Annotated in this window: 20 protein-coding genes; 14 read left to right on the forward strand and 6 right to left on the reverse strand. The window is 73.2% G+C overall.

Translation table 11 applies throughout. The features are described from left to right. Positions 1-120 precede the first annotated feature (120 nt). The gene (locus ACZ3IG_RS10270; RefSeq protein ID WP_467430714.1) at positions 121-1482 is read right to left on the reverse strand and encodes an SWIM zinc finger family protein; all 1362 of its coding nucleotides are present in this window, start codon (positions 1480-1482) and stop codon (positions 121-123) included. Positions 1483-1615: 133 nt separating this feature from the next. On the opposite strand from ACZ3IG_RS10270, the gene ACZ3IG_RS10275 reads away from it, so the two are divergent. The 7 genes from ACZ3IG_RS10275 (at position 1616) to sucD (ending at position 11292) form a co-directional block, all read left to right on the forward strand. Then, the gene (locus ACZ3IG_RS10275; RefSeq protein WP_467430717.1) at positions 1616-2800 is read left to right on the forward strand and encodes an ATP-binding protein; all 1185 of its coding nucleotides are present in this window, start codon (positions 1616-1618) and stop codon (positions 2798-2800) included. Beyond that, positions 2797-2988, forward strand: a complete 192-nt coding sequence (locus tag ACZ3IG_RS10280; protein WP_467430719.1) for a hypothetical protein — start codon at positions 2797-2799, stop codon at positions 2986-2988. Before ACZ3IG_RS10275 ends, ACZ3IG_RS10280 begins: the two co-directional genes overlap by 4 nt. Continuing rightward, positions 2975-5689: a DUF5682 family protein gene (locus ACZ3IG_RS10285; protein ID WP_467430721.1), complete on the forward strand. Its 2715-nt coding sequence runs from the start codon at positions 2975-2977 to the stop codon at positions 5687-5689. Before ACZ3IG_RS10280 ends, ACZ3IG_RS10285 begins: the two co-directional genes overlap by 14 nt. Further along, on the forward strand, positions 5686-6861 hold the full coding sequence (locus tag ACZ3IG_RS10290) for a VWA domain-containing protein (RefSeq protein WP_467430723.1): 1176 nt from the start codon (positions 5686-5688) through the stop codon (positions 6859-6861). The genes ACZ3IG_RS10285 and ACZ3IG_RS10290 overlap by 4 nt, the downstream gene beginning before the upstream one ends. 842 nt (positions 6862-7703) lie before the next feature. Next, positions 7704-8426, forward strand: coding sequence for a hypothetical protein (locus ACZ3IG_RS10295; protein WP_467430724.1), 723 nt, complete (start codon positions 7704-7706; stop codon positions 8424-8426). Between the two features lie 771 nt (positions 8427-9197). Continuing rightward, positions 9198-10379 carry an ADP-forming succinate--CoA ligase subunit beta gene (sucC, locus tag ACZ3IG_RS10300; protein ID WP_467430725.1) on the forward strand — a complete coding sequence of 394 codons (1182 nt, stop codon included), beginning with the start codon at positions 9198-9200 and terminating at the stop codon, positions 10377-10379. A gap of 28 nt (positions 10380-10407) precedes the next feature. Beyond that, on the forward strand, positions 10408-11292 hold the full coding sequence (sucD, locus tag ACZ3IG_RS10305; RefSeq protein ID WP_403533145.1) for a succinate--CoA ligase subunit alpha: 885 nt from the start codon (positions 10408-10410) through the stop codon (positions 11290-11292). Between the two features lie 93 nt (positions 11293-11385). Here the strand turns inward: sucD and ACZ3IG_RS10310 are convergent, their stop codons facing one another. Continuing rightward, positions 11386-12735: a helix-turn-helix domain-containing protein gene (locus ACZ3IG_RS10310; protein ID WP_467430727.1), complete on the reverse strand. Its 1350-nt coding sequence runs from the start codon at positions 12733-12735 to the stop codon at positions 11386-11388. A gap of 96 nt (positions 12736-12831) precedes the next feature. On the opposite strand from ACZ3IG_RS10310, the gene ACZ3IG_RS10315 reads away from it, so the two are divergent. Next, the gene (locus tag ACZ3IG_RS10315) at positions 12832-14517 is read left to right on the forward strand and encodes a cell division protein PerM (protein ID WP_467430728.1); all 1686 of its coding nucleotides are present in this window, start codon (positions 12832-12834) and stop codon (positions 14515-14517) included. Positions 14518-14601: 84 nt separating this feature from the next. Here the strand turns inward: ACZ3IG_RS10315 and ACZ3IG_RS10320 are convergent, their stop codons facing one another. Continuing rightward, positions 14602-15444 (reverse strand): hypothetical protein, encoded by an 843-nt coding sequence (locus tag ACZ3IG_RS10320; RefSeq protein WP_467430730.1) that lies wholly within the window; start codon positions 15442-15444, stop codon positions 14602-14604. A gap of 277 nt (positions 15445-15721) precedes the next feature. Here ACZ3IG_RS10320 and purN point away from each other — a divergent pair, with 277 nt between their 5' ends. Next, complete coding sequence (purN, locus tag ACZ3IG_RS10325) at positions 15722-16360, forward strand: phosphoribosylglycinamide formyltransferase (protein WP_467430731.1); 639 nt, start codon at positions 15722-15724, stop codon at positions 16358-16360. Continuing rightward, positions 16357-17919: a bifunctional phosphoribosylaminoimidazolecarboxamide formyltransferase/IMP cyclohydrolase gene (purH, locus tag ACZ3IG_RS10330; RefSeq protein ID WP_467430732.1), complete on the forward strand. Its 1563-nt coding sequence runs from the start codon at positions 16357-16359 to the stop codon at positions 17917-17919. The genes purN and purH overlap by 4 nt, the downstream gene beginning before the upstream one ends. A 118-nt stretch (positions 17920-18037) precedes the next feature. Here purH and ACZ3IG_RS10335 read toward each other — a convergent pair whose 3' ends face one another. The 3 genes from ACZ3IG_RS10335 to ACZ3IG_RS10345 form a co-directional block, all read right to left on the reverse strand. Next, positions 18038-19636: a serine/threonine protein kinase gene (locus ACZ3IG_RS10335; protein ID WP_467430733.1), complete on the reverse strand. Its 1599-nt coding sequence runs from the start codon at positions 19634-19636 to the stop codon at positions 18038-18040. Beyond that, positions 19633-20421 carry an FHA domain-containing protein gene (locus tag ACZ3IG_RS10340; protein ID WP_467430734.1) on the reverse strand — a complete coding sequence of 263 codons (789 nt, stop codon included), beginning with the start codon at positions 20419-20421 and terminating at the stop codon, positions 19633-19635. The genes ACZ3IG_RS10335 and ACZ3IG_RS10340 overlap by 4 nt, the downstream gene beginning before the upstream one ends. Before the next feature lie 150 nt (positions 20422-20571). Then, the gene (locus ACZ3IG_RS10345; RefSeq protein WP_467430735.1) at positions 20572-21387 is read right to left on the reverse strand and encodes an RDD family protein; all 816 of its coding nucleotides are present in this window, start codon (positions 21385-21387) and stop codon (positions 20572-20574) included. 290 nt (positions 21388-21677) lie between these two features. Here ACZ3IG_RS10345 and ACZ3IG_RS10350 point away from each other — a divergent pair, with 290 nt between their 5' ends. From ACZ3IG_RS10350 to ACZ3IG_RS10365, 4 genes are all read left to right on the forward strand, one after another. After that, positions 21678-22535: a bifunctional methylenetetrahydrofolate dehydrogenase/methenyltetrahydrofolate cyclohydrolase gene (locus ACZ3IG_RS10350; protein ID WP_467430737.1), complete on the forward strand. Its 858-nt coding sequence runs from the start codon at positions 21678-21680 to the stop codon at positions 22533-22535. 40 nt (positions 22536-22575) lie between these two features. Next, complete coding sequence (locus ACZ3IG_RS10355) at positions 22576-23148, forward strand: DUF3017 domain-containing protein (RefSeq protein ID WP_467431642.1); 573 nt, start codon at positions 22576-22578, stop codon at positions 23146-23148. A gap of 576 nt (positions 23149-23724) precedes the next feature. Continuing rightward, positions 23725-25059 (forward strand): helix-turn-helix domain-containing protein, encoded by a 1335-nt coding sequence (locus ACZ3IG_RS10360; RefSeq protein ID WP_467430738.1) that lies wholly within the window; start codon positions 23725-23727, stop codon positions 25057-25059. Between the two features lie 328 nt (positions 25060-25387). Beyond that, positions 25388-26377, forward strand: coding sequence for a malate dehydrogenase (locus ACZ3IG_RS10365; RefSeq protein WP_467430739.1), 990 nt, complete (start codon positions 25388-25390; stop codon positions 26375-26377). The last annotated feature ends 40 nt before the right edge of the window (positions 26378-26417 follow it).

Here is a 26417-nt window from a genome sequence, read left to right on the forward strand (position 1 = left end):
AAACGCTGAGGAGGCGGATTCCTGGGGATCTGAAGGAGTCGGGATCTCTCGGGAACAGCCACGGAACGAGGAGGAGTGGATCCCTCGGGCAGCAACGGAGTCCGGAGGAGGCAGGGTGGGTCAGTGCAGCGGCACCGCCGGGCCCCGGCCGGTCGGCCAGGCCGTCAGCGGGGTGAAGCCCCGGTGGCCGCACTCGCCGAAGACCTTGACGGGCGCGCCGCCCGACAGCGCGACCAGGCGCCACAGCCCCGGGCGGTTGCGAGCCGCGGGTGTGAGGGGCAGGGCCGTGTCGCCGTCGGCGTCCGCCAGTTGCCAGCCGTCGCCGTCCGGGACCGGTATGACCCCGTCCAGTGTCACCGGGACGGAATCCAGCCAAGGATCGTCACGAAGGGCCTCACCGTAGCGGGCAGCGGCCCGCGACGTACTGACTCCCGGGGGACGTCTCTCCGTCACGGCGGGCGGGGCGACCCGCTCGCCCAGGGAGGCCCGGTACTGGCCGGCTCCCGGATAAGGGGACACCTCGGTCTCCAGTGCCAGTCCCACCGGCAGCGCGAGCTCCGGGGCCCGGCCGGCGGCGCCGTAGGAGAGGAGCAGGGCGGTGCGGTCCGACTCGGTCCCGTACAGCCAGACCCGGCGCGTGGTCAGCCGCGCGTCCGTCGTGTCGTACTGGGCGAGGACCAGCCACCGGTCGCGGACGGCTGGTCCGTCCGGCGAGGCGGGCAGGCCCACCCGCGAGCGGACCGTCGCCGCCAGTTCCTCCGGCAGACGGTCACGGCGCAGCCAGCCCCGGTCGAGCAGGTGGAGCAGGGCGCACTCCTCCAGCAGCCGGACCGGCCAGCCGGGTCCGGACGACGGGATCGAACCCAACTCGCGCGCCCGGGCGGCCAGTCCGGGAGCCTGGGCGTCGACCATGCGGGCTGCGGTCTCCTCCCACAGCTCGTACCCGGCCGTCTCCGCGCCGGCCAGACCGCCGCGCAGCAGGTCCGTCAGGCGCTGCTCCAGCTCCGTGGCGCCCGCCGAGATCCGCTCGGACCGGCGCTCCGCCCGGCGCCGCGCCGCGTCCGGATCGACGGACGCGGTACCGGAGCCGGAACCCGAGGCCTCCGCCCGTCCCTTCCGCTCCGCTTTCCCCCGCCGCGTCGACAGCCACTGCTCGGCCCAGTCCGGTGCCTGGGCCGACGGAACCGCGCCGTCCCCGCCCGTCCAGAGCAGCAGCAGGCCGAGCGCGTGTTTGCACGGGAACTTGCGGCTCGGGCAACTGCACTTGTACGCGGGCCCGCTCCCGCCCCCGAGATCGACGACCGTCTGGTACGGCTTGCTGCCGCTGCCCTTGCACAGTCCCCACACCGCCCCTTCTTCGGTACATCCCGCTCCGGACCACGGCCCGGCCGCGCCGAGTTTGCTCCCCGCCTTGCGTGACGACGCGTCAGGCGCCAGTGCCAGGACCTGGTCCGCCGTCCAGCGCTCCCCCTGCTGAGTCATGCCCTCGAAGTTAGGACCTGCCACTGACAATCACCCCTCGCGAAGGCGTTTGTGCAGGTCAGAGCGATTGTCAGTGGGGTGGTGCACCGTTGATGTCAGATCCGAACCGGCCGAGCTGGAGGGGGACTCAGCCATGCCTGTGTCCGCAGAACCGACGTCCGTCGACCCGAGCCAGAGCGGGTCCGCGCCCGTGCCCACGGACGCGCAGACCCAGACATCCACAGGAGTGCGGGAGAGCGCGCAGGCCCTGCGACCGCACGCCGAGAACGCCTTCGCCGGCGAACTGGCGGCACTCGCCGCGCAGGACGACCGCCCGCGCCCGGCCCGCTGGAAACTGTCGCCGTGGGCCGTCGCGACGTACCTGCTCGGCGGCACCCTGCCGGACGGCACAGTGATCACGCCGAAGTACGTGGGTCCGCGCCGCATCGTCGAGGTCGCCGTCACCACGCTGGCCACCGACCGCGCCCTGCTCCTGCTGGGCGTGCCCGGTACCGCCAAGACCTGGGTGTCCGAGCACCTGGCCGCGGCGGTCAGCGGCGATTCGACGCTGCTGGTGCAGGGCACGGCCGGCACGCCCGAGGAGGCGATCCGGTACGGCTGGAACTACGCGCAGCTGCTGGCCCACGGCCCCAGCCGGGACGCCCTGGTGCCGAGCCCGGTCATGCGGGCGATGGCCGAGGGGATGACCGCCCGGGTCGAGGAACTGACCCGTATCCCGGCCGACGTGCAGGACACGCTCATCACGATCCTGTCGGAGAAGACGCTGCCGATACCGGAGCTGGGCCAGGAGGTGCAGGCGGTCCGCGGCTTCAACTTGATCGCCACGGCCAACGACCGCGACCGCGGGGTCAACGACCTGTCCAGCGCCCTGCGCCGCCGCTTCAACACCGTCGTACTGCCGCTGCCGGAGAGCCCCGAGGCCGAGGTCGACATCGTCTCGCGCCGCGTCGAGCAGATCGGCCGCTCCCTCGACCTGCCCGCCGCGCCCGACGGCATCGACGAGATCCGCCGCGTCGTCACCGTCTTCCGTGAACTGCGCGACGGGGTGACGACCGACGGACGCGTCAAGCTGAAGTCGCCCAGCGGCACGCTGTCCACGGCCGAAGCGATCTCCGTCGTCACCGGCGGTCTCGCGCTGGCCGCGCACTTCGGCGACGGCGTGCTGCGCTCCGGCGACGTCGCGGCCGGCATCCTCGGCGCCGTGGTCCGCGACCCGGCGGCCGACCGTGTCATCTGGCAGGAGTACCTGGAGACGGTCGTCCGCGAGCGCGACGGCTGGAAGGACTTCTACCGCGCCTGCCGGGAGGTGAGCGCATGACCGGCATCCGTGGGGCGTCCCGGAGGACGGAAGGGCTGGGGCTGGTGGCGTACGACGGACAGGCCCTGGTGGGGCGCTCCGGTGACGAGGACGACACGACATGGTCCTGCACGGGCGTCCGGGCGTCGGCGGGAGTCCGGGAATCCGTGGGGGAGTTCAAGGGAGGGGGACGGTGTGACGAGCACTGACGCCCACGTCCCCGGGGGCGGCCCGCTGCTGCTGGGCGTACGGCATCACGGGCCGGGGTCGGCTCGCGCGGTGCGGGCGGCGCTGGCGGCCGTCCGGCCCCGGGTCGTCCTGATCGAGGGACCGCCCGAGGCCGACGCCCTGGTTCCGCTGGCCGCCGACGAGGGGATGCGGCCGCCGGTCGCCCTCCTCGCCCACGCCGTGGACGAGCCCGGCCGCTCGGCGTTCTGGCCGCTCGCCGAGTTCTCGCCGGAGTGGGTCGCCCTCCGCTGGGCCCTGGACCACGACGTCCCGGTCCGCTTCTTCGATCTGCCGGCCACGCACACGCTGGCCATGCGGGAGCGGACGGAGGAGAGGGGTGGGTCCGGTGAGCCGGGCGGGCCGGGTGGGTCTAGTGAGCCTGCCGGGTCCGATGGGATCGACGGGTCCGAGGACGGGTCTGATGGGTCCGGCGGGACCGGCGGGTCCAATGGAGCCAGTGGTTCCGGTGAGTTCGGCGGGCGCGCGGAGTCCGATGTGCCCGATCAGGCGGGTTTGGAGGCGTTGACCGGGCGGACCGGCCTTCGGACCGAACCACGGATCGACGTTCGGACCGATCCGCTCGCCGTGCTCGCCGACGCCGCCGGGTACGACGACCCCGAGCGCTGGTGGGAGGACGTCGTGGAACACCGGGGCACGGGAGAGGACGACCCGCTCGCACCGTTCGCCGCACTGGAGGAGGCGATGGGGGCGCTGCGGGAGACCGAGACGGCGGAGGGGGCGGAGGGGACCGGTTCGCCGAGCCCGTCGGGAACGCCTGGACCGCCGGGGCCGCCGGGGGCGGACACCGAGCACGGCCGGGACCTGGTTCGCGAGGCGTACATGCGGCTGCAGGTCCGGGCCGCGCAGCGCGAGTTCCCGGGCGGCGTGGCCGTGGTGTGCGGGGCCTGGCACGTGCCCGCGCTGCGCCGGAAGACCACCGTCACCGCCGACCGGGCGCTGCTCAAGGGCCTGCCCAAGGTCAAGGTGGACATGACGTGGGTGCCGTGGACCCACCGCAGGCTGTCCCGGAGCAGCGGCTACGGCGCGGGCATCGACTCACCGGGCTGGTACGGGCATCTGTTCGCGGCGCCGGACCGGCCCGTCGAGCGGTGGCTGACCAAGGTCGCGGGTCTGCTGCGGGAAGAGGACCGGATCGTGTCCTCGGCCCACGTCATCGAGGCGGTGCGGCTGGCCGAGACGCTCGCCGTGATGCGCGGACGTCCGCTGCCCGGTCTGACCGAGACGACCGACGCCGTGCGCGCGGTGATGTGCGAGGGCTCGGACGTGCCGCTGGGCCTGGTGCACGACCGGCTGATCGTCGGGGACGAGCTGGGGGAGGTGCCCGAAGCGGCGCCGGCGGTACCGCTGCAACGCGACCTGACGCGGACACAGCGCTGGCTGCGGCTCAAGCCGGAGGCGCTGGAGCGGGAGCTGGAGCTCGATCTGCGCAAGGAGAACGACACCGAGCGCAGCAGGCTCCTGCACCGGCTGCGACTGCTCGGCGTCGGCTGGGGCGAGCCGGCCACGTCACGCGCGGGCACGGGCACGTTCCGCGAGACCTGGCGGCTGCGCTGGGAGCCGGAGCTGTCGGTGCGGGTCGCCGAGGCCGGTGTGTGGGGCACCACGGTGCTCGCCGCCGCGACCGCCAAGGCCGAGGCGGACGCCGTCGCCGCACCGCACCTCGCCGACGTTACGGCCCTCGCCGAGCGCTGCCTGCTGGCCGAACTGCCGGACGCGCTGCCGGTGGTGATGCGGATCCTGGCCGACCGGGCGGCGCTGGACACGGACGTCGGCCGGCTCGCCCAGGCGCTGCCGGCGCTGGTCCGGACCCTGCGCTACGGCGATGTGCGTGGTACGGACACCGGTGCCCTGGCCGGGGTGGCAGCGGGCCTCGCCGAGCGGGTGTTCGTCGGCCTGCCGCCGGCCTGTGCCGCGCTGGACGCCGACGGGGCAGAGGAGATGCGGCGCCATGTGGACGCGGTGCACGGGGCGGTGGGCTTGCTGGGGGACGCCCCCGCGCCAGGCCACGGTGATCTGCGCGCCCGCTGGCGCCGGGTGCTGCGGGTGCTGTCCGCGCGGGACACCGTGCCCGGCGTCATCCGAGGACGTGCCGTGCGGCTCCTGCTGGACGACGGGGAACTGCCGGCGGAGGAGGCTGCCCGCCTCATGGGGCTGGCGCTCTCCCCGGGGACACCACCAGCGGATGCCGCCGCCTGGATCGAGGGCTTCGTCGGCGGCGGCTCCGGGGGCGGCATGCTCCTCGTCCACGACGAGCGGCTGCTGGGGCTGGTCGACGCCTGGCTGAGCGACGTACCGGAGGAGGCGTTCACGGACGTTCTGCCGTTGCTGCGCCGCACGTTCTCGGCGTACGAGCCCGGGGTACGGCGCACGCTGGGCGAACTGGTGCGGCGCGGGCCCGGGACGAGGGGGAGCGCGGCCATCGGCGGTTCCGGCATACCGGGCTTCGCCCCCGAGCCGGATGCCGTACGCGCCGACGCGGTGGAGCCGGTGGTGCGGCTGTTGTTGGGCCTGGACGATCCGGGTCCCGATTCGGAGTCGGGGGCGGGGTCGGGGTCGGGGTCGGAAACGTGGGTGAGCGGCAGTGCGGGTGCGAGTCAGGGTCCGGGCAGGGACGACAAGGGTGACAGGGACGGCAGGGACCTTGTGGGGGTGGAGGCGTGACGGTCTCATCGGCTGAACTGGGTGATCCGGGGGCGGAGCGGCTGCGGCGGTGGCGGCTGGTGCTGGGCGGTGACGCGGCCGACGGCACCGGATGCACCCTCACCGGGCGCGACGCCGGGATGGACGCGGCGCTCACCTCGCTCTACGGGAAGGGGGACAAACCGCAGACGGCGGGACGGGAGCGTTCGGCCGGGCTCGGGGCGTCGGCGCCGTCCGTGGCGCGCTGGCTGGGGGACATACGGACGTACTTCCCCTCCTCCGTCGTCCAGGTGATGCAGCGCGACGCGATCGACCGGCTCGGGCTCTCCACACTGCTGCTGGAGCCGGAGATGCTGGAAGCGGTGGAGGCGGACGTGCACCTCGTCGGCACGCTGCTCTCCCTCAACAAGGCGATGCCGGAGACGACGAAAGAGTCGGCACGGGCCGTGGTGCGCAAGGTCGTCGAGGACCTGGAGAAGCGACTCGCCACCCGGACCCGGGCCACTCTCACCGGCGCCCTCGACCGCAGTGCCCGGATCAACCGGCCGCGCCATCACGACATCGACTGGAACCGCACGATCGCGGCCAACCTCAAGCACTATCTGCCGGAGTACCGGACGATCGTGCCGGAGCGGCTGATCGGCTACGGGCGGGCGTCCCAGTCGGTGAAGAAGGAGGTCGTCCTCTGCATCGACCAGTCCGGGTCGATGGCGGCATCGGTCGTGTACGCGTCGGTGTTCGGGGCGGTGCTGGCGTCCATGCGGTCGATCAGCACGCGGCTCGTCGTCTTCGACACGGCGGTCGTGGATCTCACCGATCAGCTCGATGACCCGGTCGACGTGCTCTTCGGTACCCAGCTCGGTGGCGGTACGGACATCAACCGGGCGCTGGCGTACTGCCAGTCACAGATCACCCGGCCCGCGGAGACGGTCGTCGTGCTGATCAGCGACCTCTATGAAGGGGGCATACGGGACGAGATGCTCAAGCGGGTGGCGGCGATGAAGGCGTCGGGGGTGCAGTTCGTGACGCTGCTGGCGCTGTCCGACGAGGGAGCGCCCGCCTATGACCGGGAGCACGCGGCGGCGCTTGCCGCGCTGGGCGCGCCGGCCTTCGCCTGCACGCCGGACCTGTTCCCGGACGTGATGGCGGCGGCGATCGAGAAACGGCCACTGCCGATACCTGACACGGTGTGAGGGCCGAGGCGGTGCGTCGGTGACAGAGGGCTTGCGCGGACTCCGTATATCCGTGCGAGTATCGGCGTCTGTCAGCGGTGACTCGCAATGCGCTCGTCCGTATTGCTGGGCCGCTGGGCCGCTGTACCGCGTCACGCCGGCAGGTGCCCGTGACGCCCACCTCGTTCCCTCGCACGGGAGGCATCTCCTTGTCCTGGCCGGCCGCTCCGCACGCTGCCGTTCGGCGCGCGCTCCTCGGCGTGCTGCTGGTCGGAGGGGTGTTCCTCCTCGGGCTGCTCCTCGGACAGCCCGCGGAGGCGGCCGAAGACGCGGGGGGCGTGACGTCGTCGCCTTCCGAGCGGGGGGCGTTGTCGCTGGTGGGTGGGGTGACCGACCGGGTGGTCGAGCCGGGGGCCGACGGTTCGGGGGCGGCCCGTACCGGTGGTACCGGTGGTACCGGTGGTACCGGTGGTACTAGTGGTGCCCGTAGCGCCAGTGTTGCCGGAGGTTTCGTCAACGGTCGGGCGGCGGAGCCGGTGAGGGACCGGGGCGCGGAGTCGGTCGGTGACGTGGTGGGGGCGGTGGCCGAGGGGCTCGGTTCAGTGCGGGGGACCTCCTCGCTGGAGCCGTCGCCGTTGCCGTCGTTGCCCTCGTCTCCGGCGGGAGGTCGGCCTGACGCCCCGTCCGGCCGACCGAGCGTGCCCGATCTGCCGAGCGTGCCGGACCTTTCGGGCCCCGCCGATCCGCCGAGTCAGTTGCCGTCGCCGGGTGGGTCCGGTGCCTCGGAGGGGGCGCCGAGTCTGCCCGCTCCGCAGTCCCCGGCCGACTCACCGGCCCTGCCCACCTCACCGGCCCTGCCCACCTTGCCGGTCCTGTCGGATCTGCCGGTCGTCTCCGACCTGCCCATCCTTTCCGACCTGCCGAGCCTGTCGGACCTGCCTGTCCTGTCGGACCTGCCTGTCCTGTCGGACCTGCTGCCCATCGTGTCCGACCTGATCGGCGGCTCGACGCTCCCCGCGTGGCCCGCGTTTCCCGAGTCCCCCGTTGCTCCGGCCGAGCCCGTGCTTCCGGTGCTTCCCGAGTTGCCGATGTCCCCCGCGCTGCCTGCGGACCTGCTGCCCGCCCCGATCGGATCCGCGGCCGAACCTGTCGGATCCGGGGCGGGGGCCGGGTCCGTGCCGGACGAATCCGCCTCGCCGTCGGAATCGGTGACCACGTCCCCGGCAGGAGGTCACGGCGCCGACGGTCAGGTGGCCGGAGGTCAAGGCGGTGCGCGGAGCGTGGTGGCCGGTCCGTACGGACCGCGTTTCGTCGGTGGGGCGACGCACTTCGGTGGGAGCGGTGACGGTGGTCCGTCCTTGGGCGCGGGATACGTACCCGGCCCCGTTCACGAGTCGCCCGCAGGGCCGGACGGCGCCTCGGGTGACGCGTCGGCGGCTGATCACGGCACGCCGCGGCACGGTGACGCGTCGGCCGTCGCCCTGAGCATCCGCATCCCCCTGCGACTCGCGCCAGGCGCCGTCGCGTACGCCGACGCGGGCGACGTCCGCGACCGGTACCGGGACATTCCCGTTTCCCCTGCCTAGTCCGGGTCCGGGGGCGGCAGCAACGCGACCGACCGACCCGGTGACCCCGCCACTTCGGCACACCGTCGATCGCCGTAACTCGCCGTAGCTCGCCGTAGCTCGTTTGGTTCGGCGTGCCGCGTGCGTGCCCGTCGTGCGGCTGGCGCCCCAGCACCCCGCGCCCCAGCACCCCCGCGCCCCTGTCCAGCTTCCGTCCTGCGGCCCCTGCGGCCCCCGCGGCCCGCGTCTGCGGCTACGTCGACGCCCAGGCCCCCGGCGTCAGCGGGACGGGTGTCGACGCCGCGGAGCCTCCGGTGCCGGACGGCCGAAATCCGTCGGTTCCGTCCGGTACGGGAGACCGCGGGCGGGGTGGCGGTCCCCAGGGGTGGGGATCGACCACCCCACGCCCCGAGAGCACCGGCATTGCCGTGGCTCAGGGGTGTTCACCGGCCTCACCGGGCCGACCCCAGCCCGGTGAGGCCCCACGCAGGCCCACGCAGCCCCACGCAGTCCCACCTGCGCCTCGCCCGTTCACCCCACCTGCGCCCCCAGCCGTTCACCTCACCTGCGGCACGCGGTGCCAGAGAGGCAGGCATCATGTGACAGGTATCACCGCTCAGGTGTGAGATGAGATTTAGAGACCGTCCGCAAGCGGCGATAACCTGCGAGACGGACATGCCGCGCGCTCGGACACCGTGTGCGCCTCCCCTGTGACAGCGGACGTCACGTTGCCCTTCGCGGCACGCCCACGCATCCAACGAACCGCGAGATCACTGATAGGGACGGAAGCGCGTGGACCTGTTCGAGTACCAGGCGAGGGACCTCTTCGCCAAGCACGATGTACCGGTGCTGGCCGGTGAAGTCATCGACACGCCTGAGGCGGCCCGCGCAGCCACTGAGCGCCTCGGTGGCAAGTCCGTCGTCAAGGCCCAGGTGAAGGTCGGCGGCCGCGGCAAGGCCGGCGGCGTCAAGCTCGCCGCCGACGCGGACGAGGCCGTCGCCCGCGCGACGGACATCCTCGGCATGGACATCAAGGGCCACACGGTCCACAAGGTGATGATCGCCGAGACGGCCCCGGAGATCCTGGAGGAGTACTACGTCTCCTTCCTCCTCGACCGTGCCAACCGCACCTTCCTCTCCATCGCCTCCGTCGAGGGCGGCATGGAGATCGAGGAGGTGGCGGCCACCCGCCCCGAGGCCGTCGCCAAGACCCCGATCGACGCGAACGAGGGGGTCACCCCCGAGAAGGCGCGCGAGATCGTCGAGGCCGCGAAGTTCCCGGCCGAGGTCGCCGACAAGGTCGCGGACATCCTGGTCAAGCTGTGGGACACCTTCATCAAGGAGGACGCCCTCCTGGTCGAGGTCAACCCGCTCGCGAAGGTCGCCTCCGGTGACGTCATCGCCCTGGACGGCAAGGTGTCGCTCGACGACAACGCCGAGTTCCGTCACGACTGGGACGAGCTGCACGACAAGGCCGCGGCCAACCCGCTGGAAGCCGCCGCCAAGGAGAAGAACCTCAACTACGTCAAGCTCGACGGTGAGGTCGGCATCATCGGCAACGGCGCGGGTCTCGTCATGAGCACCCTGGACGTCGTCGCGTACGCCGGTGAGAAGCACGGCAACGTCAAGCCCGCCAACTTCCTGGACATCGGTGGCGGCGCCTCCGCCCAGGTCATGGCGAACGGCCTGGAGATCATCCTCGGCGACCCGGACGTCCGTTCCGTCTTCGTCAACGTCTTCGGCGGCATCACCGCCTGCGACGAGGTCGCCAACGGCATCGTCCAGGCGCTGAAGCTCCTGGAGGACCGCGGCGAGAAGGTCGAGAAGCCGCTGGTCGTCCGCCTCGACGGCAACAACGCCGAGCTGGGCCGCAAGATCCTCACCGACGCCAACCACCCGCTGGTGCAGCGCGTCGACACGATGGACGGCGCCGCCGACAAGGCCGCCGAGCTGGCTCACGCCGCCGCCAAGTAAGCACTCAGGACGAGGACACCAACACACCATGGCTATCTGGCTCAACAAGGACAGCAAGGTCATCGTCCAGGGCATGACCGGCGCCACCGGCATGAAGCACACCAAGCTCATGCTCGGCGACGGCACCAACGTCGTGGGCGGCGTGAACCCGCGCAAGGCGGGTCAGTCCGTGGACTTCGACGGCACCGAGGTACCGGTCTTCGGCACCGTCAAGGAGGCCATCGAGAAGACCGGCGCGAACGTGTCCGTCATCTTCGTGCCGGAGAAGTTCACCAAGGACGCCGTCGTCGAGGCCATCGACGCCGAGATCCCGCTGGCCGTCGTCATCACCGAGGGCATCGCCGTGCACGACTCGGCGTCGTTCTGGGCGTACGCCGGCAAGAAGGGCAACAAGACCCGCATCATCGGCCCGAACTGCCCCGGCATCATCACCCCGGGCCAGTCCAACGTCGGCATCATCCCGGGCGACATCACCAAGCCGGGCCGCATCGGCCTGGTGTCGAAGTCCGGCACGCTGACGTACCAGATGATGTACGAGCTGCGTGACATCGGCTTCTCCACCGCCGTCGGCATCGGTGGCGACCCGATCATCGGCACCACGCACATCGACGCGCTCAAGGCGTTCCAGGACGACCCCGAGACCGACCTGATCGTCATGATCGGCGAGATCGGCGGCGACGCCGAGGAGCGGGCCGCGGACTTCATCAAGGCCAACGTGACCAAGCCGGTCGTCGGCTACGTCGCGGGCTTCACCGCGCCCGAGGGCAAGACGATGGGCCACGCCGGCGCCATCGTCTCCGGTTCGTCCGGCACCGCCCAGGCGAAGAAGGAGGCCCTGGAGGCCGCGGGCGTCAAGGTCGGCAAGACCCCGACCGAGACGGCGAAGCTGGCGCGCGAGATCCTCGCCGGCTGACCCTCCGCACCGCAGGACATGGAAGGGCCCGCGCCCCCGGAACTCCCCGGGGTGCGGGCCCTTCCGCGTACCGGGGAGTTCCGGGGGCGTGTCTCAGCGCACCTGCGGAACCAGCCGCTCCGGCCCGTCCTGCAACTCCTGCCGCAACTTGTTCCGCAGGGACAGCTCCTCGTCCGACAGCGCCCCCGGTGCCACCCGGGCCGGCACGCCCCGTACCGCCTCTCCCACGGGCACCGGCGGCTCGTACTGCGTCGGAGCCGTCCGCAGGGTCAGCGCCGTCGTGCCGATCAGGGCCGCAGTGAAGGCGATCGCGGCCCTGGTCCAGAACCTGGCCCGGCGTTCACTGCCCGTCCGTACGGCCGGAGCGTCGGCCGCCCGCAGCCGCGCGGTGGACGCCAGCTCGGCGAGCCGGCGGTGCAGTTCGGCCGGGTCGGCCAGTTCCGGCAGCCGGGCGGCGACGGCCTCACGGGCGCTCAGCAGACGGTTCGCCGCCGCCGGGGTGGTCGCCTCCGTCTCGGCCGCCGTCTCCGGCAGGCCGAGGCCGACACCGTCGTAGAGGACGAGGGTGCGGCGGCGGGAGGGCGGGAGTTTCAGCAGGGCGTCCAGCAGGACGCGGCCGTCGGCGTCGGCGGCGGGCGGCTCGGAGCGCCGGGGGCGCAGCCGGAACCGGTGCCAGGGGGAGAGGGCGGCCTCGTACGCCGCCGCCCGCACCCAGCCCGCCGGGTCCCGGTCGCGGGCCACCTCGGGCCAGCGCTCCCAGGCGAGTTGGAAGGCCCGCTCGACCGACTCACGCGCCAGTTCGCGCCGGCCGGTGAGCAGGTACGCCTGCCGTACGAGGGCGGGGGCGCAGAACGCGTACAGCGCGTCGAACGCCTGAGCGGGTGTCAGGGCGGGCGGGCTCGGGACCGGCTCGTGCGGCGGCTCACCTTGTGGCGCTGGGGCCGGCTCCGGGCCTGGTTGCGGCTCCGGGTGCGGCTCCGGCTCCGGAGCCATCTCGGTCGCAGTAGCAGTAGCAGTAGCGGTAGCAGTCTCGGTCTCCGCCTCCGCCTCCGCCTCCGCCTCCGCCTCCGCCTCCGCCTCCGCCTCCGCCTCCGTCTCAACCTCCGCCTTCGGCCTCTGCTCCCGTGCCTGTTCCCGTTCCGGCTTCGCGGGAGCGGTGTGAGCGGTGTGAGCGGTGAGTGCGGTGGTCGTGGGCTGCTCAGGTGGTGACCACACGAGCGTCTCGCCGGTCTGCTGTGTCTCCTGGGCCAGCCTGGCCAGCAGTTTCGCGTAGGTCTCCCGTTTCCGGCCGCGCGGAGTCATGCGGCCCGTCTCCCACGCGCGTACCGTCTCGCGGGTGACACCCACTCGTGCCGCCAGCTGAGCCTGTGTCAGCGAGGCGGCCTCCCGCAGGCGTCGGCGTGCCTTGGGAGGGGGAAGCGGAATGGCAGGACTCTCCGTCACCAGGCGCCCCTCCGTGCGAAAAAGTACATAAACATATATTGAGCGACACAGCGGAGCTTCGCCTGTTACGACGGGAAGGCGCGTGTCGTTGGGAGCATGACCGGCGTGATCCCCACGACCGTTCGCCGACCGTTGCTGTTCGTCCTGCTCGCCCGCTGGCACGTCCGCTGGCGTGACCGTTCGCCGGGCCTCGCCGCCGGTCTGCTGGGCGGAGCGGTCGCGGCCGGCCTTGGACTCGCCTCCCTCGCCGTCCTCGTGACGGTGCTGTGGATCAGCTCGCCGTACCCCGACAGCGGGGCCGGCGGCGCCCTGCACGCCGCCGCGACCCTGTGGCTGCTCGCCCACGGTGTCGAACTGGTCCGCACCGACACTCTCTCCGGCACCCCCGCGCCCGTCGGGATCACCCCGCTGCTCCTCACCCTGTTGCCCGTCTGGCTGCTGCACCGCGCCGCCCGGGACGTGACCGACCCCGGGGACGGCGCGGGCGTGACCGTGGGGGCGGGGCCGGGGGTCCACGTCCGGGACTTCTCGGGGCCACCGCCGGTCTCCGCGCGCAACGCCTGGGCGGGCGTGGTCCTCGGCTACCTGGCCGTCGCCCTGCCGGTGACGCTGCACGCGGACAGCGCGGACGGCGGTGTGCTGCGGCCTTCCTGGGCGGGGGTGGTGGTCTGGCTGCCGCTGGTGGTCATGGCCGCGGCGGGCACGGGAACGTGGTCGGCGTTCGGCCGACCGGGCGGCCCGGTGGGCCGGACGCTGCGGCTGCTGCCCCGGACCCCGCGCGAACTGATCGTGGAACCGGACGCGCGGGTGGGGGCCTCGGCACGGGCGGCGGGCGCCGGGGCGGCGGTGCTCGTCGGCGGCGGGGCCCTGCTGTTCCTGGTGTCGCTGGTGGGGCACGGCGGTGCGGTCCGAGGGGCGCTCCTGCTGCTGGCCGACGGGTGGGTGGGGCTGCTCTCCGTCGTGCTGCTGTGTCTCGCGCTGGTGCCGAACGCGGCCGTCTGGGCGGCGGCGTACTCCCTCGGTCCGGGCTTCGCGCTCGGCACCGGTCATGCCGTCGGCCCGTCCGTCTCGGCCCCCGCCGCGCTGCTGCCGCCGTTGCCGCTGCTGGCGGCGGTGCCGGACGCCGGTCCGGGCACGCCGCTGCACTGGGCGGTGGGCGTGGTGCCGCTGGCTGCCGGGGCGACGGTGGGGTGGTGCACCGCCCGGTCGGCCGTCGCGCCCGCCCGCGCCCCGGTCCCCACGATGACCTCATCGGCCACGGTGACCTCTGCGGCTTCGGTGACCTCTGCGGCTTCGGGCGGCCCGGCGGGCGGTGAGGGCCGTGCCGACCCCTGGTCGAGCGGACGTACGGCCGTCGCCGCGTCCCTCGCGGCACTGCTCTGCGCGCTCCTGGTCGCGTTGCTCGCCGCGCTGGCCGGGGGACCGCTCGGCAACGGGGCCCTCGCCCGCTTCGGACCGGTGTGGTGGCAGGCCGGGGGCGCGGCGCTGGCGTGGATCTGGCCGGTGGCCGTGCCGACGGCCCTGGCCGCACGGGTCTTGCTGCGGCGGGTCGCCGCCGCGGGCGGGCGCCGGCGGAGGTCTTGGCCGTTGCCGTTGCCGTTGCCGTCGCCGTTCGGGAGGCGGCGCGGGCGGACGAAGGCCGGGGCGGGAGGCCGCGGGGCAGTGGTGCGACGAGGACGCCGTGCCGCTCGGGCCGTACGCCGGAGATGGCGGGGATGGCGGGGATGGCAGGGATGGCAGGTACGGCAGCAATGGCGGGGAGGGCGAGGCCGACGGCGGTGACTGACGACGCCCACCGACGGCTCAGCCCTCCGCCCCCGGCCCTCGATCCTCCGCCCTCGATCCTCCGCCCTCAGCCCTTCGCCCTCAGCCCTCCGTCCCCAGCACCCCCCGCAGCTCCTCCGGCAGATGCCGGCTGCACGACTGCCTGGCCTCGTTGGTGAGGGCGTCGCTCTGGCAGGTGTAGTAGTCGCTGTAGACGAGCTGCGCGGCGAAGGACGCGGCGACCAGCAGGATGCCCAGCGACGCCGTGACCAGGCCGCTGACCGCGGCGGTGGTCTGCGGGCGGCCGGGCGGCTGCTCGGGCGCCGGGGTGTTCGGGTCGGCGGCGGCGCGGGGCTTGGCACGCAGGGCGCTGATGCCCCAGTACAGAGCCAGGGCACCCAGCAGCAGCGCCACGTACCCCCAGCTGAACAGCGCGAAGAACAGGGCCCACATGCCGCTCAGCAGGGCGTACCGGGCGCGGCGCTGGGCGGGGTCGGTGGGGTCCCAGCGCGGGCCGGGGGCGCCGGACGGCTGCTCGGGACCGTTGCCCGGGCCGCCGGGGCGGTCGCCGAAGCCGCCGGGGGAACGGCCGGGCTGCCGGTCGCTCCACCGACCGCCCCACGGCCGGTTGCCGTCACCTCGGCCCGAGGAGCCCCGCGAGCCGTCGCCGCCGGACCCGTGCCGCGGCTGCCAGGGCTGGTCCGGGGAGCCCTCGGGCGGCGGGGCGAAGGGGTTGTCGTCCTGCTGGGCGCCCTCCCGGCGCCCCTGCCGGGCACCGTCCCGGGAATCCTTCCGGCTCTCGCCCCGCCCCTCGCCGGACCCGTGGCCGCCCGGCGCGTCGGGCGGCGAGGACGGGCGCTCCCGCAGCAGCACGACGGCGCTGTGCTCCCTTCCCTGCGCCGACTGCTGGGGGAGCGTGAGCAGTCGCGGGCTGCGGTCCGGCATCAAGTGAGCGTCTTCCCCTTGGCTGTGCGGATCGGGCGGGTACGAGTGGTGAACGCGCGGTGCGCGGACAGCGTTCCCGGCGCGCCCTCGACCCGACGCTACCTTCCGGCCACGCCCCCGTCCCGAGGGGGCCGCCCGGAGTGCCGGTATCGTTGCTGCCGGTCGGCTGCTTCGTAGGCTTCCCCGTATCCGGGGGCGTGAAGCATTCGTATGACCGCACAAACGCGGTCGTGCGAGCCGCCCGTACGCACCCGTTTCCCCGAGAAAGGGCCCCATCGTGGCCGCCAAGCCCGTGGCCGAGGGCGTCGCACGCCTCGTCGTCCTGGTCTCCGGATCCGGCACCAACCTCCAGGCGCTCCTCGACGAGATCGACGCCACCGGCACCGCGGCCTACGGCGCCGAGGTCGTGGCCGTGGGCGCCGACCGCGACGGCATCGAGGGGCTCGCGCGCGCCGAGCGCGCCGGGCTGCCGACCTTCGTCACGAAGGTCGGGGACCACGCCACCCGCGAGGAGTGGGACGTCGCGCTCGCCGAGGCCGTCGCCGCGTACGAGCCCGACCTCGTCATCTCGGCCGGGTTCATGAAGATCGTGGGCAAGGAGTTCCTCGCACGGTTCGGCGGGCGCCTGATCAACACCCACCCCGCCCTCCTGCCCAGCTTCCCGGGCACCCACGGCGTGCGCGACGCGCTCGCGTACGGCGCGAAGGTCACCGGCTGCACCGTCCACTTCGTCGACGACGGCGTCGACACCGGGCCGATCATCGCGCAGGGCGTGGTGGAGATCCGGGACGAGGACGACGAGAGCGCGCTGCACGAGCGCATCAAGGAAGTCGAACGAAAGCTGCTCGTCGACGTCGTGGGGCGGATCGCCCGCAACGGCTGTTCGATCGAGGGACGAAAGGTAGTTATCCCGTGACCGCCGAGAGCAACAAGCGGGCCATCCGCCGCGCACTGGTCAGCGTCTACGACAAGACCGGTCTTGAGGACCTCGCCCGCGGCCTGCACGAGGCGGGCGTCGAACTCGTCTCCACCGGCTCCACGGCCGGCCGGATCGCCGCCGCCGGGGTCCCGGTCACCAAGGTCGAGGAGCTCACCGGCTTCCCCGAGTGCCTGGACGGCCGGGTCAAGACCCTGCACCCCAAGGTGCACGCCGGCATCCTCGCCGACCTGCGCCTGGAGAGCCACCGGCAGCAGCTCGACGAGCTGGGCGTGACCCCGTTCGACCTGGTCGTGGTCAACCTCTACCCGTTCCGCGAGACCGTCGCCTCGGGCGCCGGCCCCGACGAGTGCGTCGAGCAGATCGACATCGGCGGCCCCTCGATGGTCCGCGCCGCCGCCAAGAACCACCCCTCGGTCGCCGTGGTCACCAGCCCCGGGCGCTACGCCGACGTCCTGTCGGCCGTGCGGGACGGCGGCTTCGACCTGGCCACCCGCAAGCGGCTGGCCGCCGAGGCGTTCCGGCACACCGCCGAGTACGACATCGCGGTCTCCTCCTGGTTCGCCTCGTCCTACGCCCCGGCCGACGACTCGCAGTTCCCCGAGTTCCTCGCCACCAGCCTGGAGCGCTCGCACACCCTGCGCTACGGCGAGAACCCGCACCAGCCGGCCGCCCTCTACACCTCGGGCACCGGCGGTCTCGCCGAGGCCGAGCAGCTGCACGGAAAGGAGATGTCGTACAACAACTACACGGACACGGACGCCGCCCGCCGTGCCGCGTACGACCACGCCGAGCCCTGCGTCGCGATCATCAAGCACGCCAACCCGTGCGGCATCGCGGTCGCCGCCGACGTCGCCGAGGCGCACCGCAAGGCGCACGCCTGCGACCCGCTGTCGGCCTTCGGCGGGGTCATCGCCGTCAACCGGCCCGTCTCCAGGGAGATGGCCGAGCAGGTCGCGGAGATCTTCACCGAGGTCATCGTCGCGCCGGACTACGAGGACGGCGCCCTCGAAGCCCTCACCAAGAAGAAGAACATCCGGGTACTGCGCTGCCCCGAGACCCCGGCCCACCCGGTCGAGGTCAAGCCGATCGACGGCGGTGCCCTGCTCCAGGTCACCGACCGGCTCCAGGCCGAGGGCGACGACCCGGCCACCTGGACCCTCGCCACCGGTGAGGCCCTGCCGGAGGCGGAGCTGGCCGAGCTGGCCTTCGCCTGGAAGGCGTGCCGGGCGGTCAAGTCCAACGCCATCCTGCTCGCCAAGGACGGCGCCTCGGTCGGCGTCGGCATGGGCCAGGTCAACCGGGTCGACTCCGCGAAGCTCGCCGTGGAGCGGGCGGGCGCCGAGCGCGCGCGGGGGGCGTACGCCGCCTCCGACGCGTTCTTCCCCTTCCCCGACGGCCTGGAGATCCTCACCGAGGCCGGTGTGAAGGCGGTCGTCCAGCCGGGCGGCTCGGTCCGGGACGAGCTGGTGGTCGAGGCCGCGAAGAAGGCCGGCGTGACCATGTACTTCACCGGCACGCGGCACTTCTTCCACTGATTCCACCGGCGTGACCGACGGCGGTACGGGGGCGACGACCTCATCCCCGTACCGCCGGACTCATAGCCGCGTCTCACCGCCGTCGGCGTACAGCTCGGCGCCCTGAGAAGTCTCAGGGTCACGTCCGGCCCGGAGGCGTGTATTCCTTGAGGTAGTGAGCGACGCGGTCGGCGTAGTCGCGGTACTTCGGGGGAACACCGGCCGCGTCGTTCACCGTGCCGTACGACGTCCGGTAGGCGGCGGCGATCAGGACGCGGCGGTCGCCGGGCAGGTCGTCGGCCAGGCGGGGGGCGATCCAGCACAGGTAGCGGCCCATCGCCGGGATGGACTCGGCCGGCGGGAACGGCGGCTCGGGCACCGTCTCGGCGGGGGTGCCGTCGTCGTTCATCCACCAGCGCAGCACCTTCGGCGTCCACCGGGCGATGCCGTACTCGTCGAGTGCGTGGTCGGCCAGGTCCGGGTCGAAGTCGCTCTCCACCTTCAGCATGGCGGCGATCAGCGCCGGGGTGACGTGCTCGTCCGCGCAGTCGTGGGCCGTCTCCACGATCAGCAGCCGGTAGGCGGACGGGACGCCCCGGTCGGTGCGCAGCTCGGCGGCGCCGTAGGAGGCGGCGGCGACGGCCGGGGCGCCGGCCGTTCCCGTGCCGCTCCCGTCCCGCCGGTCCGGCCCGGCGGCCGTCAGGCCGGCGACGCCGTACGCCAGCGCCGCGACGGCCGCCGTGGCGGCCGCGGCGGCGAGGCCGCGCCGGCGGCGTCGTCCGGGCACGTCCCGGCGGGCGGACGGGCGAGGCGGCCAGGGGAAGCGCCGGCCGGCCGGTGCCGTGGCCGTGGCGTCCGAGACCCGGCGCAGCAGCGCCTCGGTGCCGACGCGGTCGGCGTGCGTACGGGTCAGACAGGCGCGGACGATCTCCCGCCACGCGTCGGGCAGCGCGGGCGACAGGCGCAGCTCGTCGCTGCCGCGGGCGTAGGCGACGGCGGCGTCGCGGCGGGCCGTCGGGGTGCCGCCGGGCAGCGGGAAGGAGCCGGTGAGCACCAGGTGGGCGAGGACCCCGAAGGCCCAGACGTCGGCGGACGGGCGGGTCTGCCGGCCCCGCTCCCCGACCTCGGACCACAGCAGCTCGGGCGGGGTGTAGTCCGGGGTGGAGAAGGCGGGCGTGTAGGCGTGGGTGCCCTCCAGCTCCGCGGCCATGTTGAAGTCGGCCAGGCGCACCGAACCGTCCGCCATCAGCAGCACGTTGCCCGGCTTCAGGTCGCCGTGCACCCAGCCCGCCCGGTGCAGCTGGGCCAGGCCCTCGCAGACCTGGGCGAGCAGGACGGGACCGGACGGCGGGCGCGGGGTGGCGGCCAGCAGGCCGGACAGCGAGCCCTCGGCCCGTTCCAGTACGAGGACGGTGGCGCCGTCGAGGCGGGGCGCGCCGGGGTCGTCCACGGTGAGGGTCTCGTACATCCGCACCAGCCGGGGCCGCCGCAGCCGGCCGAGCAACCGCACCTCACGGTCGATCAGTTCGCGCAGGTGGGCGAGTTGGCGGGGCGTCCCCGTGCCGGTGGGCAGGAACTTCAGGGCGACCGAGTCCGGGGCGTCCGGCCCGCCCTCGCCGGCGTCGGCCCGGCGGGCCGCGTACACGCTGCCGAAGGCGCCGGTCGCGATCGGCTCGCGCACCTCCCAGCCGCCCACCCGGTACCCCCGGGGCACCGGCACGGCGTACGGCTCGGTCACCGCGGCACCCGTCGGGACGGCGCGAGGACCAGCAGGTCGTCCTCGCGGACCAGGTCGAAGCGGAGCGCCAGCGACACCAGCGACTCCTTCTTGCCGTTGAGCCGCGTACCCGGCTCGGCCGTCTCCGGGCCGGGCTTGAGGCGGAGCTTGACGGCCAGGTAGTCGATGTTCCACTGCACGGAGGTGCGGGACGCGGCCGGCCAGGCGGGGCGCAGCCGCTCCACGACCTGGTCGACGGTGGGCAGCGGGGCGTGCGGCGCGCCCCGCAGGCGCGGCTCGCACAGCGCGGCCAGGACCGCGAAGTACCGCTTGGTGCGGTCCACGGAGAAGGCGGGCGCGGTCGGTTCGCCGTCGGTTCCGTCGTCGGCGCGCGGGCAGTCGTGTCCGTCCTCGGCGCGCAGGTAGTCGTGGCGCGGCGCCCACACCTCCACGGGGAGCAGGTCGCCCGCCGCGGGCAGCACGATCCGCGAGAACTCGAACGGCACCGGCGCGTCCAGCCGGCCCGGCGCCACCTTGATGTGCTCGCCCGCGCCCTCCGGGTTCTCCACCACGTACGTCTGGTGGGCGGAGAGGTTGCTCAGGGTCCAGAAGGCGCCCTGGGCGGTGATCTCACCGGCTCTGCGGGACACCCCGTCGTGCGGGATGAGCAGGCCGTCCGCGCCCACCGCCCGCCCGAAGGCGAGCCGCTCGCCGGGAGCGAGCCGGACCTGGGCGCGGTCGACGGGGCCGGCCGGTCCCCGTCCGTCCTCCGTGGTCGGCGGAGGTACCACGATGATGCTGTACAAGGTGCGTCTCCCCGTGCCTGACGGCTGCCTCGGCCAGCCTAGGGGGACACGAGAGGGCCGTGTCCCCCTCGAAAGGGTGGAACACGGCCCTCACGGTTGAATGGCGAGAACGGGACCCCGGACGGGTACGGATGTCCGTTCTGACGGATGTCAGTTCTGGATGACCATCGTGCCGGCGGCCTTGTCGTGCCAGCCCTGCTGGCGGCCGGACTTGTCCCAGAACGGGGACAGGTAGACGAGCAGCTGGCCGATACCGCAGGCGAAGCCGCCGACCACCGGGATGATGTAGCGGATGAACGACGACCCCAGGCCCGGCTTCTGGCCGGTGTCGACCTTCACCACGCGGATGCCGACGCAGAGCTTGCCGAGGGTGGCGCCCACCAGGCCGGTCATCAGCCACTCGTAGAGCACGCCGATCAGCAGGAACACGCCGAAGATCGCGCCGAACGAGCTCAGGAAGTCCGAGCCGGCGTCGTTCATGCAGCTGTCGTAGTTGACGGAGGCCGGGTCGCAGTCCTGCATCGCGTCGACCGAGCCGGCCACGCCGATGAAGGCGAGCACGGCGTAGATGATGAGGAAGGCCACGCTGTCGATCAGGCGGGCGCTGAAGCGGCGGCCCATGGAGGCGACGCGCGGTCCGCCCGGGTAACCGCCCTGCTGCGGGTAGCCGTACCCCTGCTGCGGCGGGACGCCCGGCGCCTGCGGGTAGCCGTAGCCGGCCTGGCCCTGCTGGGGGTACTGGGGGTAGCCGTAGCCCGGCTGACCTGGCTGGCCCGGCTGTTCCTGCGGCGCGCCGTAGCCCGGCTGGCCCGGCTGTTCCTGCGGCGCGCCGTAACCCGGCTGCCCCGGCTGCCCCGGCTGCCCCGGCTGCCCCGGCTGACCGGGCTGGCCGTCCTGGGGAGCGCCGTACCCGGGCGGGGGGTTCTGCGGCTGACCGTACGGATTGTTGGGCGAGCCGAAACTCATGGCGGATTTCCTCCGTTGCGCAAGCGGGGACGGTGCGGACGCCGCGGAGGAACGTCAGGACGTGAGCGGTTCGCCCCCCGAGCTTGACCGCGGTACTGCGCCGTTCATCGTCGTCGGCGGGTCGAGCCCTTGTCCAGCCGATCGCCGCACTGTTGTGCAAGTGCAACATCCCTGATCAAGGACGGACACGGCGGGACAAGCCGTCTGTTGCCGTCCGGGGCTGCCCAGGGACGGTGGCCCGATGGTGGCCGGATTGGAACAGGAGGGCGGTCATCCGCGAGGATGGAGGCATGACCGCCCAGATTCTCGATGGCAAGGCCACCGCAGCCGCGATCAAGTCCGAACTGACCGCCCGCGTGGCGGCCCTGAAGGAGAAGGGGGTCACGCCGGGGCTCGGCACGATCCTCGTCGGGGAGGACCCCGGCAGCCAGAAGTACGTCGCCGGCAAGCACCGGGACTGCGCCCAGGTCGGCATCGCCTCCATTCAGCGTGAGCTGCCCGCGACCGCGACGCAGGAGGAGATCGAGGCGGTCGTCCGCGAGCTGAACGAGGACCCGGCCTGCACCGGCTACATCGTCCAGCTGCCGCTGCCCAAGGGCATCGACGAGAACCGCATCCTGGAGCTGATGGACCCGGAGAAGGACGCGGACGGCCTGCACCCGATGAACCTCGGCCGCCTCGTCCTCAACGAGCCGGCGCCGCTGCCCTGCACCCCCAACGGCATCCTCACCCTGCTGCGCCGCCACGGCGTGGAGATCAAGGGCGCCGAGGTCGTGGTCGTCGGCCGCGGGGTCACCATCGGCCGGCCGATGCCGCTGCTGCTCACCCGGCGCAGCGAGAACGCGACCGTGACCCAGTGCCACACGGGGACGCGCGACCTGGCCGCCCACCTCAGGCGCGCGGACATCATCGTCGCCGCGGCCGGCTCTCCGCACCTGGTCCGGGGCGAGGACGTCAAGCCGGGCGCCGCCGTCCTGGACGTCGGTGTCTCGCGCAACGCCGAGGGCAAGATCGTCGGCGATGTCCACCCGGACGTCGCCGAGGTCGCCGCCTGGATCTCCCCCAACCCCGGCGGCGTCGGCCCGATGACCCGGGCCCAGCTGCTGGTCAACGTGGTCGAGGCGGCGGAGCGCAGTGCCGGCCGATGAGAAGGCCGCGGACACGGTCGAGGAACGGGGCGCGGACGCGGTGACGGAGGCCGGAGTGGCGCGGAAGGCGACCGAGGGCGCGGCCGGTGACGCTGACGCCCGTCAGAACGGTGCCGGCGCCGGTGACGCCGGCGCCCGTGGGAACGGCTTCGGTGACGGCGCCGACGAGCTCACCGTGCGGGACCCCGTCAGCGCCCCCGACGCCCAGGGCCGCCCACGCCGCGTCACCCGCCGCTTCCCCCTGTTCACCAGGGACACCGCGCGTCCCGAGGGCGGCGGCCGGGCCGCCCCCGGTGACGCCCCGGCGCCCGCCCGGCAGTGGCCGGTGCTCACCGTGACGGGACTGGTCGGGCTCGGCCTGCTGCTGACCGCGCTGGACGTGTTCCGGTACGGGACGCTGCTCATCGGCCTCGCGCTGCTGGGCGGCGCCGCGCTGCGCTGGTTCCTGCCCGACGTCGGCATGCTCGCCGTACGGTCGCGCTTCACGGACATCGCCACGTACGGCTTCCTGGGCCTCGCCATCGTGCTGCTGGCGTTGATGGCGCAGCCGAAGCCGTGGCTGGAGATCCCGTTCCTGAAGGACACGCTCCACTTCACGGTGAGCAACGGATAACACGCGCGCCTGCCCGCGTCACGAACGGCTGTCACGGAACGGCTGTCACGGAACGGCGGCCCGTCCCCTCGCCCCCCGGCGTGAGGACGGGCCGCCGTTCGCTGTCCGGGCCGCCGTTCGCTGTCCGGGGCCCGGGCCGGTCCCCGCGCCGTTCGTCTACCAAGACACCCGCCGAACCCGTGACCGGAGAGAATCGTGCGCCGGTCGTGACAGGGCGTGCGCGGGCGTGTGCATTCGGTGTGATGATGTGACGACAAGTTCGCGGATGTGTGGTCAACTCGTCCGAGAACCGCTTCACTTGGTCAATCGGGACGGTCCGGGGCGTCCCGACGGAAAAACAGGGCTCCGTGATTGGGACCACGAGGGCCTCGGTGGGAGACTGGTCCGCGATCCAGCGGGCGTGCGACGGTGCTCGCCCGCGGTTGCTGTGCTTCTGTGCGCCCCCACCCCGGGAAACCGAGTTCCACGCCGGGCGCATCCCTGTGGGTAGCCAGAACGGGACTCGGCGGAGCGCATGCGCACGGGGGAACGACCAGCACGACCCAGCAAGACATCCGGGGGGAAGAGGGGGAAGCAATGCCTCGTTGGAAGGCCTTGCCCGACGAACTCGATCCGCAGATCAAGGAGTTCGCCGGCCAGTTGCGCAGGCTCGTCGACCGCAGCGAACTGAGCATCGCGGCGGTGGCCGACGCCACGGGCTACAGCAAGACGTCCTGGGAGAGGTACCTCAACGGCCGGCTGCTCGCGCCCAAGGGGGCCATCGTGGCCCTGGCCGAGGTCACGGGGACCAATCCGGTCCATCTGACCACCATGTGGGAGCTGGCCGAGCGGGCGTGGAGCCGCTCGGAGATGCGGCACGACATGACCATGGAGGCCATCCGGATCTCCCAGGCGCGCGCGGCGCTGGGCGAGTTGACCGCGCCCCAGCAGAAGGCCAGGAGCGGCCGGGGCGCCACGGACACCGCGGGGGCCGCGGGGGCCACGGCGGCGCCCGCGGAAGCCAAGGGCGCCGCGGGGGCCAAGAGCGGCCGTGCGGCCGGCCGTGCGGTGTTCACGCCCGGGATCGCCGGTCCGGCCGGGGTGGCGCCCACCGTGCCGCCGGTCCCGGCGCAGCCGACCGCCGCCGACAGCCAGGACTGGGCCGGTGACCGGGGGGCCCGGGACGGCGGTGCGGTCGCCGAGGTCTCCGGCGCGTCCTCCGGTGTCTCCTCGGGCGCGTCCTCGGGAGGCAACTCCTGGGGCATGGCCGGTTACCGCGGACCCGCGCCCTCCGGCAACCGGAGAGCCACGCCGCCCGGCGCACCCGTGCCGGACGCCACCGTGGCGCTGGGCACCTTCGGGAGCCCCCGGCCCGCGGGCACGCAGCCGCAGGGCGGACCGCCGCCCGGCGACCACGGGCCGGGGCAGGGCTCCGGAAGCGGCGGCAAGCGGCTGGTGACCTTCGTCGCGGGCGTGGTCGGCGTCCTCGTCGTGATAGCCGGCGCCTTCTTCCTGCTGAACGACGGCGGCGAGAAGGACGCGGAGGCCCGTCCGTCCCCGTCGCCCACCGTGTCCGCCGGCCCGGATCTGCCGGCCGGCGTGAAGTGCAGCGGCGACCAGTGCACCGGCAAGGACGCCGAGACCATGGGGTGCGGCGGAGACCTGGTGACCACCGAGCGGACGGCGACCGTCGGCACGGCCGTCGTCGAGGTCCGGTACAGCAAGACCTGCGGTACGGCATGGGGCCGGGTCACCCAGGCCGGACAGGGCGACGAGGTCGAGGTGAGCGCCGGCGGGGCCGAGCAGACCGGGTCGATCACGGTGGCCGGCGACACCATCGCGTACACGCCGATGGTGGCCGTCGACAGCGCGGCCGACGCCAAGGCGTGCGTGACGCTCGCGTCGGGGGAGAAGGGCTGCACGGAGCAGTAACGAGAGAACCGGGAAAACAATCCGTCGGGCAGGCATGGCCGGCGGCTTCGGGGGCACGCGAACAGTACCCCCACGGGATCCGGCAACGGGTGTCCCATACGGCGGCCGCTCACGTCCCCCCTCTCCCGGACGGGCGGCCGCCTCTTTTTCGCAGGCCCGGGGGGTTGTGGGCCGGTGACCTGTGGGCTGGGCCACACACACCCGGAGGTCCGGGATGCCGGATGCGCGATAGCCTGACGGCTGGATGGATCTCTTGATAACGAGAGATCGATCAAACGTAGCGGGGCAGGGACGCCGCCCCACCGCCAGCTGTCATACGGAGAACGCCATGACCCGCACTCCCGTGAACGTCACCGTCACCGGCGCGGCCGGCCAGATCGGTTACGCCCTCCTCTTCCGCATCGCCTCCGGCCAGCTGCTCGGCGCGGACGTGCCGGTGAAGCTGCGCCTGCTGGAGATCACCCCGGCGCTGAAGGCCGCCGAGGGCACGGCGATGGAGCTGGACGACTGCGCGTTCCCCCTCCTCCAGGGCATCGACATCACCGACGACCCGAACGTCGCCTTCGACGGCGCCAACGTCGGTCTGCTCGTCGGCGCCCGCCCCCGTACCAAGGGCATGGAGCGCGGTGACCTCCTGGAGGCCAACGGCGGCATCTTCAAGCCGCAGGGCAAGGCCATCAACGACCACGCCGCGGACGACGTCAAGGTCCTGGTGGTCGGCAACCCGGCCAACACCAACGCCCTGATCGCGCAGGCCGCCGCGCCCGACGTACCGGCCGAGCGGTTCACCGCGATGACCCGCCTGGACCACAACCGCGCGCTGACCCAGCTCGCGAAGAAGACCGGCTCGGCCGTCTCCGACATCAAGCGGCTGACCATCTGGGGCAACCACTCCGCCACCCAGTACCCGGACATCTTCCACGCCACCATCGCCGGCAAGAACGCCGCCGAGGTCGTCGACGACGAGAAGTGGCTCGCGGACGAGTTCATCCCGACCGTCGCCAAGCGCGGCGCCGCGATCATCGAGGCGCGGGGCGCGTCCTCCGCCGCCTCGGCCGCCAACGCCGCCATCGACCACGTCCACACCTGGGTCAACGGCACCGCCGACGGCGACTGGGTCTCCATGGGCATCCCGTCGGACGGCTCCTACGGCGTCCCCGAGGGCCTCATCTCCTCCTTCCCGGTGACCTGCAAGGACGGCAGGTACGAGATCGTCCAGGGCCTGGAGATCAACGACTTCTCGCGCGCCCGCATCGACGCCTCCGTCAAGGAACTGGCCGAGGAGCGCGACGCGGTCCGCGGTCTCGGCCTCATCTGAGCCGCCCCGCCCACGACGTCCGAAGGGCCCCCTTCCGGTA

It is taken from the genome of Streptomyces sp. NPDC016677 (assembly GCF_055562815.1).